General features: G+C 63.2%; 15 protein-coding genes. 4 read left to right on the forward strand and 11 right to left on the reverse strand.

Translation table 11 applies throughout. The features are described 5' to 3' along the window. Positions 1–6 precede the first annotated feature (6 nt). A complete protein-coding gene (locus tag HWX91_RS34820; protein ID WP_028197239.1) occupies positions 7–825 on the reverse strand; it encodes an alpha/beta fold hydrolase in 819 nt (272 codons plus the stop codon). 460 nt (positions 826–1285) lie between these two features. Beyond that, positions 1286–1684 carry a hypothetical protein gene (locus HWX91_RS34825; RefSeq protein ID WP_028197238.1) on the reverse strand — a complete coding sequence of 133 codons (399 nt, stop codon included), beginning with the start codon at positions 1682–1684 and terminating at the stop codon, positions 1286–1288. Positions 1685–2072: 388 nt separating this feature from the next. Between HWX91_RS34825 and HWX91_RS34830 the strand changes: the two genes are divergently transcribed. From HWX91_RS34830 to HWX91_RS34840, 3 genes are read left to right on the forward strand one after another with little or no spacing between them, the layout of a single operon-like run. Beyond that, positions 2073–2528 (forward strand): (2Fe-2S)-binding protein, encoded by a 456-nt coding sequence (locus tag HWX91_RS34830; RefSeq protein WP_028197237.1) that lies wholly within the window; start codon positions 2073–2075, stop codon positions 2526–2528. A gap of 1 nt (position 2529) precedes the next feature. After that, entirely contained in the window at positions 2530–4773 is a 2244-nt protein-coding gene (locus tag HWX91_RS34835) for a xanthine dehydrogenase family protein molybdopterin-binding subunit (RefSeq protein ID WP_028197236.1), read from the forward strand. A gap of 16 nt (positions 4774–4789) precedes the next feature. After that, the gene (locus HWX91_RS34840; protein WP_028197235.1) at positions 4790–6070 is read left to right on the forward strand and encodes a c-type cytochrome; all 1281 of its coding nucleotides are present in this window, start codon (positions 4790–4792) and stop codon (positions 6068–6070) included. Between the two features lie 83 nt (positions 6071–6153). On the opposite strand, the gene HWX91_RS34845 is transcribed toward HWX91_RS34840, so the two are convergent. The 7 genes from HWX91_RS34845 to HWX91_RS34875 all read right to left on the reverse strand — a co-directional run bounded on the left by HWX91_RS34845 (position 6154) and on the right by HWX91_RS34875 (position 12620). Next, a complete protein-coding gene (locus tag HWX91_RS34845; RefSeq protein WP_028197234.1) occupies positions 6154–6810 on the reverse strand; it encodes an amino acid ABC transporter permease in 657 nt (218 codons plus the stop codon). Positions 6811–6812: 2 nt separating this feature from the next. Then, positions 6813–7565: an amino acid ABC transporter permease gene (locus HWX91_RS34850; protein WP_028197233.1), complete on the reverse strand. Its 753-nt coding sequence runs from the start codon at positions 7563–7565 to the stop codon at positions 6813–6815. Between the two features lie 67 nt (positions 7566–7632). Beyond that, positions 7633–8460, reverse strand: coding sequence for a transporter substrate-binding domain-containing protein (locus HWX91_RS34855; RefSeq protein WP_028197232.1), 828 nt, complete (start codon positions 8458–8460; stop codon positions 7633–7635). A 54-nt stretch (positions 8461–8514) separates the two neighbouring features. After that, positions 8515–9588 carry an ABC transporter ATP-binding protein gene (locus HWX91_RS34860; RefSeq protein ID WP_028197231.1) on the reverse strand — a complete coding sequence of 358 codons (1074 nt, stop codon included), beginning with the start codon at positions 9586–9588 and terminating at the stop codon, positions 8515–8517. Positions 9589–9643: 55 nt separating this feature from the next. After that, complete coding sequence (locus HWX91_RS34865; protein WP_028197230.1) at positions 9644–10549, reverse strand: ABC transporter permease; 906 nt, start codon at positions 10547–10549, stop codon at positions 9644–9646. After that, positions 10546–11529 carry an ABC transporter permease gene (locus tag HWX91_RS34870; RefSeq protein WP_028197229.1) on the reverse strand — a complete coding sequence of 328 codons (984 nt, stop codon included), beginning with the start codon at positions 11527–11529 and terminating at the stop codon, positions 10546–10548. Before HWX91_RS34870 ends, HWX91_RS34865 begins: the two co-directional genes overlap by 4 nt. Further along, on the reverse strand, positions 11526–12620 hold the full coding sequence (locus tag HWX91_RS34875) for an ABC transporter substrate-binding protein (protein WP_028197228.1): 1095 nt from the start codon (positions 12618–12620) through the stop codon (positions 11526–11528). The genes HWX91_RS34870 and HWX91_RS34875 overlap by 4 nt, the downstream gene beginning before the upstream one ends. A gap of 559 nt (positions 12621–13179) precedes the next feature. On the opposite strand from HWX91_RS34875, the gene HWX91_RS34880 reads away from it, so the two are divergent. Further along, entirely contained in the window at positions 13180–14073 is an 894-nt protein-coding gene (locus HWX91_RS34880) for a LysR substrate-binding domain-containing protein (RefSeq protein ID WP_028197227.1), read from the forward strand. A gap of 96 nt (positions 14074–14169) precedes the next feature. Here HWX91_RS34880 and HWX91_RS34885 read toward each other — a convergent pair whose 3' ends face one another. Together HWX91_RS34885 and HWX91_RS34890 are read right to left on the reverse strand one after the other, a co-directional pair. Beyond that, positions 14170–15252 carry a calcium:cation antiporter gene (locus HWX91_RS34885; protein WP_028197226.1) on the reverse strand — a complete coding sequence of 361 codons (1083 nt, stop codon included), beginning with the start codon at positions 15250–15252 and terminating at the stop codon, positions 14170–14172. Between the two features lie 337 nt (positions 15253–15589). Then, positions 15590–15955, reverse strand: a complete 366-nt coding sequence (locus tag HWX91_RS34890; protein WP_028197225.1) for a BON domain-containing protein — start codon at positions 15953–15955, stop codon at positions 15590–15592. Between the last annotated feature and the right edge of the window lie 287 nt (positions 15956–16242).

Raw genomic sequence — 16242 nt, forward strand, 5'->3', positions numbered from 1 at the left:
GCGTCTTCAGTCGAGCCAACGCAGCGCTGCCGCGACGATCGCTTCAGGCGCGTCTTCCTGCATCAGATGACCGGCCTTCGGCACGGGCTGAAAGCGCGCCTCGGGTATGACCGCCGCCAGTTGCCGGCCGCGTTCGAGCGGAATCCACTGGTCGTCTTCGCCCCACAGAATCTGCGTGGGACACCGCATCTGCGCATAACGCGCTTCGACCTCGTCGGTGTAGCGCTGGTCCATCTGGGCGATCTGCCGATAGAACGCGGCTTGTCCGGTTGAGCCGAGCCATGGCGTCACATAAGGCGCGAGTTCCTCGTCAGGAATGTCGCGGGCAATCGCGCCGCGCACGTAGGCCTTTACCACCGCTTCGTGAATATACGGCGGTAGGCCGGCGAAGGCCGCGCCATGTTCGCGCACGTGCCGCACGAACGGCGAACCCCATGGCGCGACGGCGACCGGATCGATCAGCGTCAGACTGCGATAGTCGCATCCCTCGATCAGATGCGCGCGCAAGGAGGTTGCACCGCCGAAATCGTGTGCGATGACGTCCGGGCTCTTCAGTTGCCAATGCGCGAGCAATTCCGCCAGCAGCACGTTCTGCACGCCAAGTGAAACGTCCTGAGCATCGCGTTGCTCGGACTGGCCGTAGCCAAGTAGATCGTAGTAATAGACGGTGCGAATCTGCGCGAGATGCGGAGCAATGCGATGCCACACATAGGACGAAAACGGCGTGCCGTGAACCAGCACTAGTGGCGGACCGTTGCCCGTCACGCGAAAGCGCACGGTTTGATCACGGAACGTATAGCTGTCCGGAAGTGGCCAGTTTTGCATAGCGAAAGGGCGTTGTGAGTAAGTCTGCTTACCTTAGCAGGGCGCGCTAAAGTGTGCTGTCCGGCTTCTCGTGGCATCCTCCGAATGCTTCCCGCAAAAGCTCACCTTTATTTTATTCAGCAAAGCCAGGCAAATTCAAACGATCGCGACTCGTGGCGCTGCCGGATTGAGCGGCGAGTAGCGCGCACATCGCGCACTGTTGCGAAACGTGCATAAATCACCTTGAAATAAGGTGTCGTTGTGTCGGCTGGATTCGGAAAGCCTGGTAATCGCAGCGGTGCCGAAGGGGGGCGCCAATTCCGTATTCAACGACTACGACGTGTGAATGACAGAAATTCACGGTTGGCCATGGTGAGGGAATTCGGGAGCCGAAGGCGCAGTACTCACCGGACGCCGCACTTAACCTCAGCGACGCCGTCCGGCTAACATCAACGAAGTCTGCGCGCTAATGCGCCGCCAGCTACTTCGACTCGATACCGCGCAGCAGTTGGGAAACCTGGCCGTGGTGGTGCAGGATCGCCGGGTCGGCTTGCAGAAGCGGCAAGTAGCGCGGCAGAAACGCATTGCCGGGTTGGTCGGAAGAAAACAGGCCGGTGATGGCTTCGGTCGCGCCAAGCCGATCGGCGGCGTCCGCTTCCTTGTCGTCGAGAATTTCGTCGACGTTCGCGATCACGGTGGAGAGCGGCGTGAGCCAGCGGAACGCCGAGCCGTTGATGAGCACTTGCAGGAAGGCCGCCGGCGTGACGGGGCCGAATTCCTTTTCGTACGACGCGCGCTCGTGATCGAGTATCGACTTATGCAGCGCCAACAGCGGCTTGCGAATGTCCGAAAGGAATTGAATGCATTGCTGGTCGTTCATCTTGCCGCTCCTTCGGGTGGTCATGCTGGATCAAGCCAACGCGGCAATGGTAGCGCATCGGTTTGACTCCCGTTTCACTTTTGCGGCGGCCGTGGCGGCCCAGATCGTTGACGTCGCGTGGACATGCTGCGGACATGACCGGCCAGACTGCGGATTTCTTTATGCAAGGCTACAATTTCCACGTTCCTTTCCGCGCGTTCGCGCTGCGCACTATCTGTTGTACCCGTGGAACTGTAGCCGTATCGCGTATTAGCACGGCTGGTCGAATAAACACCACAAGTCTTTGCGTTTTGGTTCGAAGGCTCAGTCCAAACGGTCCGGCTAAGCAGCCTGACCAGCAGCCCGAACAGGCAGCCTCACAAACAATAAACCCCACTCGGATCCGCCTATGACAACGTTCAACATCAACGGCCAGACTCACACTGTCGACGCACCCCCCGATATGCCTCTGTTGTGGGTATTGCGCGATCTCGTCGGCTTGACCGGCACCAAGTTCGGTTGCGGCATCGCTCAATGCGGCGCATGCACCGTGCATCTCGACGGCGTCGCGGTGCGCTCGTGCGTACTGCCGGCGGCGGCTGTCGGCGACAAGAAAATCACCACCATCGAAGCGGTCGGCGACACACCCGCCGGGCAAAAGATCCAGCAGGCATGGCGCCAACTGGACGTTGTGCAGTGCGGCTACTGCCAGTCGGGGCAGGTCATGTCGGCGGCTTCGCTGATCGCGAGCAATCCCAATCCGACCGACGCGGACATCGACGCCGCCATGGCCGGTAACATCTGCCGCTGTGGGACGTATAACCGCATCCGCGCGGCGATCAAGCAAGCCGCGAAGGGGGCCTGACATGTCCCAGGGATTGCTCGATGCACAAAACGGCGCGCAGCCTTCGAAGCGCGGCAAGAGCGGCATCACACGCCGCACGTTCCTGAAGTTCGGCGTCACGGTGGGGGCGGCAAGCGGCGGCGGCTTGCTGCTCGGTTTCAGCATGCCGGCAGCCAGTCAGGATCAGAAGACCGGTAAATCGGTAATCGGCGGCGATGGAGATGAAGCACCGCAGAACGGCGTGTTCGCGCCGAACGCCTTCATTCAGATCGACACGGCCGGCAAGGTCACGCTGGTGATTCCGAAAGTCGAAATGGGGCAAGGCGTCTACACGTCGATCCCCATGCTGATCGCGGAAGAGCTCGAAGTGCCGCTCGACTCGGTCACGCTCGACCACGCGCCGCCAAACGAAAAGCTCTTCATGGACCCGCTGCTCGGCGGGCAACTCACCGGCGGTTCGACGTCGATCCGCTATGCGTGGGAGCCGATGCGCCGGGCCGGCGCGGCCGCGCGCACGCTGCTGATCAGCGCCGCCGCGCAGCAATGGCAGGTCGATCCGGCAAGCTGCCATGCGCAGGCCGGTCAGGTGATTCATGCGGCGAGCAATCGCAGCATCGGTTACGGACAGTTGGCGAGCGCCGCGGCGAAGCTGCCCGCGCCGCAGAACGTGCCGTTGAAAGATCCGAAAGATTTCAAGGTGATCGGCACTTCGGTTAAGCGTCTCGATTCGCCCGAGAAGGTCGACGGCACGGCCATGTTCGGACTGGACGTGCGTGTGCCCGATATGGTCTACGCGGCCATTGCGAACTGCCCGGTATTCGGCGGCACGCTCGCCAGCGTCGACGATACCAACGCGAAGAAGATTCCCGGCGTGCGCCAGATCGTCAAGCTCGACAACGCGGTCGCCGTGATCGGCGACCATACGTGGGCCGCCAAACGCGGTTTGCAGGCGCTGGATATCAAATGGAACGAAGGTGCGGGCGCGCAGATCGGCATGAAACAGATCGTCGACGATCTTGCCAACGCTTCGCAACGCAACGGCGCGGTGGCGCGTAAAGAAGGCGACGTGAGCAACGCGTTTTCAAATGCGAAGACGCGGGTCGACGCCGTGTATCAGCAACCGTTCCTCGCGCATGCGACGATGGAGCCGATCAACTGCACGGTGCATGTGCGGCCCGACGGCTGCGATATCTGGCTCGGCTCGCAAGTGCCGACGCGGGTGGTGGATGCCGCGGTTGCCGTAACCGGTTTGCCCGCGGACAAGATCGTCGTGCATAACCATCTGATCGGCGGCGGCTTTGGCCGGCGGCTCGAATTCGACATGGTTACGCAGTCGGTCAAGATCGGCAAACAGGTGTCGACGCCGGTAAAGGTGCTGTGGACACGTGAAGAAGATATCCAGCACGACATGTACCGGCCGTACTACTACGACAGGATTTCCGCCGGACTCGACGCGAACGGCAAACCGGTCGCCTGGCAGCACCGGATTGTCGGCTCGTCGATCATGGCGCGCTTTGCGCCGCCCGCGTTCCAGCATGGGCTCGATCCCGATGCGGTGGAAGTCGCCGCTGATCTGCCCTATGACCTGCCGAACCAGTTGGTCGACTATGTCCGTCAGGAACCGCATGCCATTCCCACCGCATTCTGGCGCGGTGTGGGACCGACACGCGGCACCTTCGTGGTCGAGAGTTTTATCGACGAACTCGCCGCGCAGGCGAAAGTCGATCCGGTCAAATACCGCCAGGATCTGCTGGGCAAGACACCCCGCGCGCTGAACGTGCTCAACACTGCCGTGCAGGCGGCGGGCTGGGGCAGTGCGGTGCCGAAGGGGCAAGGGCGCGGGGTGTCGGTGATGCATGCATTCGGCAGCTTCTTCTCGATGGTCGTCGACGTTGCCGTCGATCAGGGCGAGGTATCCGTCAAGCGCGTGGTCTGCGCGGTCGATTGCGGAATGGTGGTGAATCCGAACACGATCGAAGCCCAGGTGCAAGGCGGCATCATCTTCGGCATCACGGCCGCGCTCTATAGCCAGATCACGATCAAGGACGGCCGTGTGGAGCAGAACAACTTCACCGACTACCGGATGCTGCGGATCGATCAGGCGCCGCCGATCGAGGTGCATATCGTGAAGAGCAGCGAGGCGCCCGGCGGAATCGGCGAGCCCGGCACAGCAGCGCTCGCGCCGGCGCTGACGAACGCGATTTACGCGGCCACCGGCAAGCGGCTGCGCCAGTTGCCGGTCGGCAGCCAACTGCAAACCGCCTGACTGACAGGAGCCCAACATGAAAAACACACTCAAGGGTTTCGGCGCGGCGCTTTGCGTGGCTTTGCCGTTCCTGACGCAGACCCACGCGCAAGCCGCGGATCAGGCCCAGGTGCAGCGCGGCGCCTATCTGGCGAAGGTCGGCGATTGCGTTGCTTGCCATACGGCGCCGAAGGGCAAGCCGTTCGCGGGCGGCCTGCCGATGACCACGCCGATGGGCCGCATCTACACGACCAACATCACGCCGGATCAGCAAACCGGCATTGGCAACTACACGGAAGAGGACTTTGCGAGAGCGATGCGCGAAGGCGTCGCGAAAGACGGTCACAACCTGTATCCGGCGATGCCGTACCCGTCCTATGCGAAGGTCAACGACGACGACATGAAAGCGCTGTACGCGTACTTCATGAGCGGCGTCGCGCCGGTGCAGCAGGCGAACCGCGAACCGGACATCAAATGGCCGTTGAATATGCGCTGGCCGTTGAAGTTCTGGAACATGGTGTTCCTGGAGAAGGGCATCTATCAGGACAAGCCGGGCAAGGATGTGGCGTGGAATCGTGGCGCGTATCTCATCCAGGGCCTCGGGCACTGCGGCTCGTGCCATACGCCACGCGGCATTGCGTTCCAGGAAAAGGCGCTGGATGAAAGCGGCAGCGCGTTCCTGACCGGCGGCCTGCTCGACGGCTGGTTCGCGGCCAACCTGACGGGCGAGCACAACGTTGGCCTCGGCCGCTGGAACGATCAGGACTTGCGGGCGTTCCTGAAAACCGGCGCCAATCGCCATGCATCGGCGTTCGGTTCGATGACCAGTGTGATCAACAACAGCACGCAGGGCATGAACGACACCGACATCGCCGCGATGTCCACGTACCTGAAGTCGCTGCCGCCGGCGGGTGGCAGTGGCGCGCCGCCTTACTCGTACGATCCACAGGCGACGAAAGTGTCGTTGAACCGTCCCGCGAACGATGCCGGTGCGCGCGTTTATACGGCGTATTGCATGCACTGCCATGGTGTCGACGGACGCGGCTTTGCACCGATGCTTGCGCCGCTGGCCGGCAATCCGAACGTGCTGGAAAAGGATCCGTCCTCGCTGATCAACGTGACGTTGAACGGCACGGAGGACCTGGTGATCGGCGGCATTCCCGCGCCGTATCCGATGCCGAAGTACGCGCCGGTGCTCAACGACCAGCAGATCGCCGACGTGCTCACCTTCGTGCGCGCCGGCTGGAATAACGGTGGACCGGCGGTGACGGCGGCCGACGTGGCGAAGCTGCGCAAGTCGACTGAGGCGGCTCGCTAGCGGCGCCGCGCTCGAGGCTCGCAACGAAAAAAAGCGGCAACCGTTTTGCACGGTTGCCGCTTTTTTATCGACCAGGGGAAGCCTCAACGGTGCTGCCCCACCTTCTGCCGTTTCTCCAGCACGCGCGCATACCACGTCAACGGGAAGCACATCGCGAAGTAAATCATCGCCACCATGCCGTAGATCGGAAACGGGCGGAAAGCGGCGTTGGTGATCATCGTGCCGGTCTTGGTCAATTCCGTGAAGCCGATGATCGATGCCAGCGCCGTGCTCTTTACCACTTGCACGAGGAAACCGACGGTCGGCGCCACGGCAATTTTCAGTGCCTGCGGCCAGACGATGTAGCGCAGTTGCTGGCCGAACGTCATGCCGAGACTCGCCCCCGCGGACCACTGGCCGCGCGGCACGGCTTCCACGCAGCCGCGCCAGATATCGACCAGATACGCGCTGGTATAAAGCGTCAGCGTGACGGTTGCCGCGACCCAGGGCGACACATCGACGCCCAGCAAGGGCAGGCCGAAAAACGCCAGAAACAGTTGCATCAGCAGCGGCGTGCCCTGAAACACCTCCACGTACACCACCACGATGTGCCGCAGCCACGGCAACGGCGAGACGCGCATCGCGAGCAGGATCAGCCCGACAATGCCGCCGCCGACAAACGCGATCAGCGACAACAACACCGTCCAGCGGGCGGCGAGCAACAGATTGCGGGCGATGTCCCACAGCGTGAATTCGACCATGATCAACGCTCCGTCGGCAGAGTGCGGGCGCCGCGCCACATCAGGCGGGTACGCCAGTTACGCGGCGCGCTGCCGCTATTGCCGCCGCGAGCCACGCGGCCCGCAAAGAGATTGCGGCCGAGCCGGTTCATGAGTTGCCGCAACACGATCGACAACACCAGATACGTCGCGGTGATGATCAGGTAGCTTTCGAACGAGCGGAAGTTGCGCGACTGGATGAAGTTGGCCGCGTAAGTCAGATCGGGTACCGAGATCTGCGAAACCACCGCCGAGCCAAGCATCACGATCAGCACCTGGCTCAACAACGCGGGAAATACATTGGCGAGCGCCTGCGGCAGCACGACGTAGCGAAACACCTGGCGCCCGTGCAGGCCGAGCGCCTGCGCCGCCTGCACCTGGCCGCGCGAAATCGAATCGATCCCGGCGCGCACGATTTCGATCGCGTACGCGCCGAGATTGACGGTCATCGCCAGAATCGCGGCCTGTACCTCGTCGATATGAATGCCGAGGCTCGGCAAGCCGAAGAAGATGAAGAACAACTGCACGATGAAGGGCGTGTTGCGGATCAACTCGACGTAAGCCGCGACCATGCCGCGCGCCCATTTCGGACCGGCCACCGCGATGCTCGCGCCGCCAATGCCGACGAGGCCGCCGAGCACGGTGGACACGGCGGTCAGTCCCAATGTGACGGCGACGCCGCGCGCGAGCAGCCCCGCATAGAGGCCGAAGCCGCTGAAATCGAACGCGTAGGTCATGACGTGGCGCTCATCGTGAGGTCAAACTCCGGCGCGGACGCTCCGAAGACGTCCGTGCAAACAAGGTTTAGAGATCGGCCGGCAGCGGCGCGCGCAGCCACTTCTGCGAAATCGCATTCATGGTGCCGTCCTTGCGGGCCTTGGCAATCGTTTCGTCGACTTTCTGCTTCAGACGCGGCTCGTTCTTGTTCAAACCGACGTGATCCGGCGAGCTGAACAGCGAGAACTTCTGCTCCGGATCGTTCGCCGGATGACGCGCGAGAATCGTGGCGCCGACGTCGTTGCCGACTACCATCAACTGTACCTGACCAGAAAGAAACGCCGAAATTGCGCCGTTAGGATCGTCGAATCTTTTTATGGTCGCGCTGGGCGGCGCGATTTTGGTCACGCTCAGATCTTCCAGCGTGCCGCGCGCGACCGAAATCGTCTTGCCGGCGAGGTCGGCGGCGTTCTTCACGGGCAGCGCTTTCGGGCCGAACACGGCGAGGTAGTAGGGCGCGTAGGGCTGGGAGAAGTCGATCACCTTTTCGCGCTCCGGCGTCTGGCCGACTGAAAGCAGCATGTCAGCCTTGTGGTCGGCGAGGTAGGCCATGCGGTTGTCGCCCGTCACCTGCACGAGTTCGACCTTTGCGTTGAGCGCACGGCCGATCAGATTGGCGACGTCGATGTCGTAGCCCATCGGCTTCATGTCCGGGCCGATCGAGCCGAACGGCGGATAGTCCTCGAACACGCCGATGCGCACCGTGCCGGTTTTGGCGATGTTGTCGAGCGCGTCGGCATGCGCGGCCGGCGACGCCAGCGCGCACAGCGCGCCGAGGCCGGTGATGGCGAGCGTCGCGGCAAGCGTGGCGAAGACACGGCGCGCGTTCGATTGGGCAACTTGGGGCTGGTTCATGGTCTTTCCTCTGTCGAAAACTCGGTACTGGAATGGTTTTTCTGGATGAGCGTTTCAATGCGCCGCGCGGGCAGCGATCAGTTTGCATGCATGCGGTGGCAATTCCGCGAGCACCGGCATGCCGAGCGCCAGTCCCGGCGTTTCTCGCGGGGTGGTGGCGGCCGTCAGCGTGAAGCCCGCGCAATCGATCGTCGCTTCGAGTGAGGCTCCCACGTCGCGGATAAACGTCACCGTGCCCGCGAGGCGGTTCGGCCCTGCATGGTCGGAGGCCGATTTGACGCACACATCTTCCGGCCGGATCAACAGACGGATGTCGCCGCTGGCTTGCGGCACGCGTGCCGGCTGCGCCACCGCAATGCGCCGGCCTCCCGGCAGGCTGACGCCGCCCGCGCCGTCGTAAGTGACCGGCAGGATATTGCCGAGCCCGATGAAGTCGGCGACGAACTCGCTGACCGGGTCGCGATAAATAACGAGCGGTTTGCCGACTTGCGCAATCCGGCCTTTCTCCATCACGACGATTTCGTCGGCCATGGTCATCGCTTCGCGCTGGTCGTGCGTGACCATGATCGTCGTGATGCCGAGGCGCTGTTGCAGCAGCCGAATCTCGACCTGCATCGCTTCGCGCAGCTTGGCGTCGAGCGCGGAGAGCGGTTCGTCGAGCAGCAGCAGTTTCGGTTGCGAGGCGATTGCGCGCGCAATCGCCACGCGTTGCCGCTGGCCGCCGGAGAGTTGCGTGACGGACCGGTTCGCCATGTGCGGTAGCTGGATCAGATCCAGCAACTCGGCGACGCGCCGTGCTTGCGCGTCTTTCGCGGTCTTGCGCAGCTTGAGCGGATACGCGACGTTTTGCGCCACTGTCATATGCGGAAACAGGGCGAGCGACTGGAACACCATGCCGAAGTCGCGCTGGTTCGCCGGCAGATGCGTAATATCGCGGCCCGCGAAATGGATGCTGCCCGCGCTCGGCGTCTCGAGTCCGGCAATCATCCGCAGCAGCGTGGTCTTGCCGCAGCCGGACGGCCCGAGAAAGCACACCAGCTTGCCGTCGGGCACGCTCAGATCGACGCTGTCGACGGCATAGGTCGCATTGAAGCGCCTGGTCACGGCCTGCAAGGTCAGATGGGTCATCGAATGCTCCAGCAAAAAGGCATCAGCGCAGCGCGGATCGAAAGGCAAAGGGCGGTCAAAGCGCCACCCCTTCGTCGCCGATCAGCTTTTCGAGCAGCCAGATCAGCGCGAAGTCGATCGCGACGATGAATACGGCGAAACAGAACACAGTCGGATCGAGCGACGACACGGTACGGCTGTAGAGCCACACCGGCAGCGTCATCGTGTCGATGCCGTACAGAAAGAAAGTCACTGTGAATTCGTTGAACGAGACGATGAACGCGAACAGCATGCCGGCAAGAATACCGGGGCGCATCAGCGGCAGGATCACGTCGATCAGCGCGCGGCCCGGGCTTGCGCCCATCACGCAGGCCGCTTCTTCGAACTCCGGGCCGATCGAGGCGACCGATGCCGCGCAGTTCTTCACCGTGAACGGCAACGCCAGAATGACGTGCGCGATGATCAGGCGGAACACGCCGAGCTCGACCGGCAGCACGTTGAACACCAGCAGCAGCGACAAGCCGAGCATCACCAGCGGATAGACGAGCGGCAGCGCGACCAGTTGTTCGACCGCCGGTTTGCCGCGAAAACGGTAGCGGCTCAGTGCGTACGCGGCCGGCACCGAGACGAGGGTGGCGATGACCATCGTCGAGAGCGCGACGATCAGGCTCGTGCTGAGCGCGGCGCCCATCGAGAGCGAATCGCTCGCATCCGGCGAGACAAAGCTGTGCCATGCCGCGCGGTACCAATGCAGGCCGTAGGCGTGCGGCGGGAATTCAAGCGTGTCGGCCGCGCTGAACGACATGGTGATCATCGTCAGGATCGGCAGCGCGGCGAGGAACAGCACGACGGCGGCGAGCAGCGCGGTGGCCTTGCCGAGCTGGCCGGGCATGGTGGTCGGCAAACGCGGCAAGCGCGGCAGGCGCGGCAGGCGCGGTGAACGCGGTGGGCGCGTCAGGGGAGTCTGGGTCGGCGTGCTCATGCGTGAGGCTCCTCGGCGAGACGTTGCGTGCGGCGCACGAGCCGTTGCGACAGTGCCATCACGGTGAGCGTCGCGATCATCAATACGACCCCCGACGCCGATGCCGCGGGCCAGTTGAGCAGGGGTGCGACCTGGTCGTGAACCAGCACGGCAAGCATCGGCACGCGGCGTCCGCCGAGCAACAGGGGCACGGCGAATGCGCTGGCGTTGTAGGCGAACACCAGCAACGCGCCGGATACGAGCCCCGGCATGGCGAGCGGCAGCAATACGTGACGCAGCGTTTGCCAACGCGTCGCGCCGAGCGTGGCCGCGGCTTCTTCATACGAGCTCGAGACCGCGCGCATCGCGCTCGACAAGGGCAGTACAGCCAGAGGAAACGCGGTCTGAATCAGGCCGAGCAACACGCCGTGTTCGCGATACAGCCACATCACCGGACGGTCGACCAAGCCGCTGCCGAGCAGCGCGTGATTGAGCAGGCCGGCCGGGCCAAGAATGATCAGCCAGCCGTAACCTTGCAGCAGCAGATTGACGAGCAAGGGCAGCAGCACGCCCGCGAGCAGCAGCCGCCGCGCGAGCCGCGACTTGGTGCGCGCCATCGCAAGAGCGACGGGAATAGCCAGCAGCACGGCGCAGACCATGCTTTGAAAGGCGAGCTTCAGCGTGAGCCACAGCGACTTCAGGAAATAGCCGTCGAGGAGATCGGCGTAGTTCTGTAGCGTGAAGCCATGCCATTCGTTGCCTTGCGTACCGAAGCTCATTCGCAGTACGACGAGCGCCGCCGCGCCGAGGATGGCGAGAAACAGCAGGATCGGCGCGAGCAGAAGCCAGGGGCGCGCTTTCGCGAGCGCAGTGGGCGCCTGCTCGTCCGGTGCGCGGGAAGCCGCGTCGGGCGAGCCGGGTGCGGCGCCCGGCGCGTCACCCGATCCAGCGTCCGACGCCGACGATGCGCGCCGTGAAAACCGCGCGAGCATTGCGGTCATGCCGAGAAAATTTCGGTGTAGCGCTTGATCCACGCCGGCTGCACGACGGCGAGCGCCTTGTCGTCATGCAGGATCGCTTTCTCGGCGATCTGCTGCGGGCTCGGCACGAACGCGCGGCTCTCGGCCGGAATCACCGCTTTCGAATTGACGGGTCCGTTCAGCACATCGGCGGCCATGCGGCCTTGCACGCCCGCATCGAGAGAATGGTTGATGAAGGCGTGAATCAGATCGCTGTCGGCGGGGTGCGACTTCGGGATCACCGTGAACATCAACTGCGTGGCGAAGCCTTCCTTCATGCCGTAGGTCACGCCCATCTTGTACTCGGGCTTGCGGATCTGGTCGGGGAAAAAGGCCGGCGAATAGATGCCGCCGATATCGAGCGAACCGGTGCGGAACAGGTCGGCCACCTGATTCGGGTTCTCGCCGAGCGTCATCACGTGGTCTTTCAACTGCATCAGCTTCCTGAAGCCCGGCTCGATGTTCTGTTGCGAGCCGCCGTTCATTTTTGCGGCGATGATGGCGAGGTCTACCGCTTCGGCCCATTCCGGCGGCGGCAGGAACAGGCGTCCGGCGTACTTCGGGTCCCACAGTGCTTCGTACGAAGACGGCGCGGTCTTGACCGTCGACGTGTTGTAGATCAAGCCGTCCGACCACAGCAGATAGCCCACGCCGAAGCCATTCGCGCCCGTGCGGTATTGCGGCGCGACCTCCTTCAGATTCGGCAGCTTGTCGAGATCGGGCTTCATCAACAGACCCGCGTCGCCGAGGCCCGCAGCGCCGACGCCGGCCAGCGTGATGACGTCGTAAGTGGGACGATCGCCCGCGGCCTTGACCTTGGCGACCATGCCGGAGGTGCCGTCGGCGCGGTCGGCGATCACCTTCGCGCCGGTCTTCGCCGTGAACGTGGCGGCGATGTTGCGCAAAGCAGCGGCGCCCGTGTCGTCCGACCAGGTCAGCAAGCGCAGTGTCTTGCCGGAGAAGTTGTGCTCTTGTGCTCTGAGATTGATAAACGGCATCGGCAATGTGGACGCCGCGAGCGCCGTGCCGATCGCCTTGATGGCCTGCCTTCTACCCCGTTTGATCTCTTGCATGGCGGTCTCCTGTGTTGAACGCCTGTTGCCTGGTGAGTTTCGCTCTGACCGCTGCCGTTGCATCGCCCATTCGCGCTGCTTGTGATGCCCAACCTTGTGTTCCCGACCTCACGCGATACCCGTTGCGTTGCGTGTGGATGCACTCTAGATTTGCCAAAATCCCCCAACAAACGAAATATGCGCATGGAGCGCATGACAGAATCTCATGGGTTGACTGTCGCGCGACGCTAGCGGAGGCTTTGCTACGATCCTTGCGAGCCCCAATCCAGTGGCTTATCGGGGTTAACGTCCATGATTTTCAGGCGCAGAGGGGCTTGACGGAGGTATGAGGAAAGCTCGGTTCTGGTGCGATGTCCGGCAGGATCTGCCCCGAGTCGGTGCAAGCCGGCGTGCCAAGGCTTGAATTGACGGTCACGTCATGAGTGAAATGCATGCGGTTTGCCCGAGCGCACCACGTGCGAGAACTTCTGATCGCGTATGCTGTGGGCTCACAGGGCGTGACGGCGTACAACGCCGCCACCATGCGATGATTTTTCCTGATTCCGGACTGGACTACCCGATGCGACGTCTTCCTCCGCTCAACGCGTTGCAGATTTTCGAAACCGTCGCCCGGCATCGCAGCTTCACGCGTGCCGCGGATCACCTATGCCTGACGCAAGGCGCGGTGAGCCGGCAGATCATCGCGCTCGAGGACTATTACAAGTTTCCCCTCTTCAAACGCCACGCCAAAGGTCTGACGCTGACGGCCGAAGGCGAGTTGCTGCTGCCGGCCGTGAAGGAGAGCTTCGCGCGTATCGAGGAGATATCGCTGCGCCTCACGCGGCAGCGCACCGACCTCGCGCTGAAGGTGCCGACCTGCGTGATGCGCTGGATGTTGCCGAAGATCATGCGTTTCCAGGCCGAGTATCCCGAGCTGCACGTGCAGATCACGACGACCTGGCAGCACGACGTCGATTTTCAGCTCGAGCCGTTCGATGCGGCGATCATCTATGGTTCGTCTCCGGGTGTGGGCGTGCAGGCGGTGCCTCTGTTCGAGGAGCGTTTGACGCCGGTGTGCGCGCCCGATCTGCTGAAAGACAAGCCGCTCGACCAGGTCGCGGATCTGGCGCGCCACACGCTGCTGCATCCGACGCGCGATCATCGCGACTGGAAGATGTGGCTTGCCAGAGTGAGCGAGATGGATGCAGCGAATGCGCAAGCTATCGACGCCGAGCACGGCCCGAGCTTCGACACCCTCGACATGGCGACCAACGCCGCGCTGCAGGGCTTCGGTGTCGCCATCAGCGACCTTGCGTTGATCGATGAGGACGTCGCGGCGAGGCGCCTCGTGCGGCCATTCGAGACAGTGCTCAAGACCGGCTGGCGCTATTACTTTGTGTATCCGGATTCAGTCGCGCATCAGCAGAAGCTGAATCTGTTTCGCGACTGGATCGCGGCGCATTGGGAGGAGTAATAGGAGCAGGTGGCGCCGGGTGTCTGGGCGGGGAGCAAGGCGCCAGACCTCAGACCCGAGACCCGAGACCCGAGACCCGAGACCCGAGACCCGCCGTCAGGGCGCGAAGGACAGAAACAGATACGCCGCGAACAACGACAGATGCACGGCGCCTTGCAGGATCGTCGTGCGCCCGGAGCTCAGCGTCAGGGTGCCGACTACCAGCGTGAGCATCAGCAGTACGGTTTCCTTGCCGTCGATACCGAGGATGAGCGGCTGGGCGGTCCACAAGAACACCGCGGCAACCGTTGGAATGGTCAACCCGATACTGGCCAGCGCCGAGCCGAGCGCGAGATTCAGGCTGTTCTGCAAACGGTCGGCGCGCGCCGCGCGCACGGCGGCAAGTCCTTCCGGCAGCAGCACCAGCGCGGCGATGATAATGCCGACCACCGCCGGCGGCGCGCCCGCGTTCTGCACCGCGGTTTCAACCACCGGCGAGAGCACTTTCGCCAGCAACACCACAGCGACCAGGCACACCACCAGCAAACCGCCGGCCGCCAGCGCGACACCGATGCTCGGCGGGGCGGCATGGACGTCCTCGTCGGGGACGTCGGCGAGAAAGTAGTCGCGATGTCGCACGGTCTGAACGAACACGAACACCCCGTACAGCACCAGCGACGAGACGCCCGCGAAGGCCAGTTGCGACGACGACAGCAGCGGGCCCGCGCTGGTTGTCGTGTAATTCGGCATCACCAGCGTCAATACAGACAAGGACGCAAGCACCGCCAGCGCGGCCGCGGCGCCACGGCTCTGAAAGTCCTGCTCGCGATGCCGGATGCCGCCCACCAGCAGGCAAATACCCACGATCCCATTGCACACGATCATGACCGCGGCGAACACCGTGTCGCGTGCGAGACCGGCTTTTTCCGGACCGGACGTCAACATCACCGAAACGATGAGAGCAACTTCGATCACCGTCACGGCCACCGCCAGCACCAGGGTGCCGAACGGTTCGCCGACACGATGCGCCACCACTTCCGCATGGTGGACCGCCGTGAACACGGCAGCGCACAGTGCGACGCCGATCAGCGCGAGCAGCAGCCCGTTACCCGGCAGGGCATACGCGGCTCCCAGCACGATCCAGGCGGCGAAAGGCGCGGCGATGGTCCAGCGGGGCAAGGCGGTCGCGGTTGTGGTCATTCGGGCTTCCTTTCGTTGCGGGTTCTTGTTGCCTGTAGCTGACTGGCGCGAGATGGACAGGTGGGGCGCCGGCAAGACCTGCGAGCGAGCGTAAGTTGCTAAACCATCCCGTCAACAACGCGCCCTAACGCATTAAATTATAAAGGAAAGTTTTCGGCGGACGAGGCTTTGTGAGCCTGCGGGACGGATTGCGCCGACGCAGTGGCGAAGGTGCGCAACAGCCGGGTTTGGCAATTGCGTGGAAATTCAGGGGAAACAGACTGGATGTTTCAGTCCGGACGCGCCGCCTTGCGAGAAGCATTGCGCCCGGTGTAGCACTAAGGCTGCTGACGCGGTTTTACTGTCCGACCGGACGGATCGACAGTGCGTTCTTGACCGACGTCACGCCCGGCACGGCTTGCGCGGCCTGCGTGGCGAGGTCGACTTGCGGCTGCTCAGGCACCGTGCCGGCCAGCGTCACTGCGCCGCCACGTGCGCGCACCGTGATATTGCTGACCGTCAGGCCCTTGGTCTTCGACAGTGCGCTGCGCACTTTGCGTCCCAATGCACGGTCGGCTTTCTTGGCCGACTTGGCGTTAGGCGCCGCCGAAGCAGCCATGGGGGCTGCCGTAGCCGCGGCATCGCTGGTTTGCGCGTACGCACTGACCGATGCCAGAACGATCAGCGCGCCGCCGACCATCTTGATTGCCTGGAATGCTTTCATTCAACTCTCTCCTATTGTCATGAACACGACGGCCCGTGGATGGGCCGGTGTACTACGCCAGCGGTACTTCGGGATCAAACCTGAATGGAACGTTGCTGCGGATCGTGCGACTTCTTGCAAACTGTAAGTTGAACAGGTGCGCTTGAACACACGCATGCCGGCAAGGGCTGTGCTGCGGGCCGGAAACACACGATACTCCAATTAGTGCCATGGTGATCGCGCCGCTGCCCGGAAGTGAGGTTTTGGTACAACGAATGGGCGGATGAGTACGGGCCGATGGCGCTTTA

It is taken from the genome of Paraburkholderia fungorum (assembly GCF_902833645.1).
GTDB lineage: Bacteria > Pseudomonadota > Gammaproteobacteria > Burkholderiales > Burkholderiaceae > Paraburkholderia > Paraburkholderia fungorum.

Bases quoted from the DNA above. Each gene is read 5' to 3' on its own strand.
- HWX91_RS34820 (WP_028197239.1), bottom strand. From the start codon at position 825: ATGCAAAACTGGCCACTTCCGGACAGCTATACGTTCCGTGATCAAACC.
- HWX91_RS34825 (WP_028197238.1), bottom strand. From the start codon at position 1,684: ATGAACGACCAGCAATGCATTCAATTCCTTTCGGACATTCGCAAGCCG.
- HWX91_RS34830 (WP_028197237.1), top strand. From the start codon at position 2,073: ATGACAACGTTCAACATCAACGGCCAGACTCACACTGTCGACGCACCC.
- HWX91_RS34835 (WP_028197236.1), top strand. From the start codon at position 2,530: ATGTCCCAGGGATTGCTCGATGCACAAAACGGCGCGCAGCCTTCGAAG.
- HWX91_RS34840 (WP_028197235.1), top strand. From the start codon at position 4,790: ATGAAAAACACACTCAAGGGTTTCGGCGCGGCGCTTTGCGTGGCTTTG.
- HWX91_RS34845 (WP_028197234.1), bottom strand. From the start codon at position 6,810: ATGGTCGAATTCACGCTGTGGGACATCGCCCGCAATCTGTTGCTCGCC.
- HWX91_RS34850 (WP_028197233.1), bottom strand. From the start codon at position 7,565: ATGACCTACGCGTTCGATTTCAGCGGCTTCGGCCTCTATGCGGGGCTG.
- HWX91_RS34855 (WP_028197232.1), bottom strand. From the start codon at position 8,460: ATGAACCAGCCCCAAGTTGCCCAATCGAACGCGCGCCGTGTCTTCGCC.
- HWX91_RS34860 (WP_028197231.1), bottom strand. From the start codon at position 9,588: ATGACCCATCTGACCTTGCAGGCCGTGACCAGGCGCTTCAATGCGACC.
- HWX91_RS34865 (WP_028197230.1), bottom strand. From the start codon at position 10,549: ATGAGCACGCCGACCCAGACTCCCCTGACGCGCCCACCGCGTTCACCG.
- HWX91_RS34870 (WP_028197229.1), bottom strand. From the start codon at position 11,529: ATGACCGCAATGCTCGCGCGGTTTTCACGGCGCGCATCGTCGGCGTCG.
- HWX91_RS34875 (WP_028197228.1), bottom strand. From the start codon at position 12,620: ATGCAAGAGATCAAACGGGGTAGAAGGCAGGCCATCAAGGCGATCGGC.
- HWX91_RS34880 (WP_028197227.1), top strand. From the start codon at position 13,180: ATGCGACGTCTTCCTCCGCTCAACGCGTTGCAGATTTTCGAAACCGTC.
- HWX91_RS34885 (WP_028197226.1), bottom strand. From the start codon at position 15,252: ATGACCACAACCGCGACCGCCTTGCCCCGCTGGACCATCGCCGCGCCT.
- HWX91_RS34890 (WP_028197225.1), bottom strand. From the start codon at position 15,955: ATGAAAGCATTCCAGGCAATCAAGATGGTCGGCGGCGCGCTGATCGTT.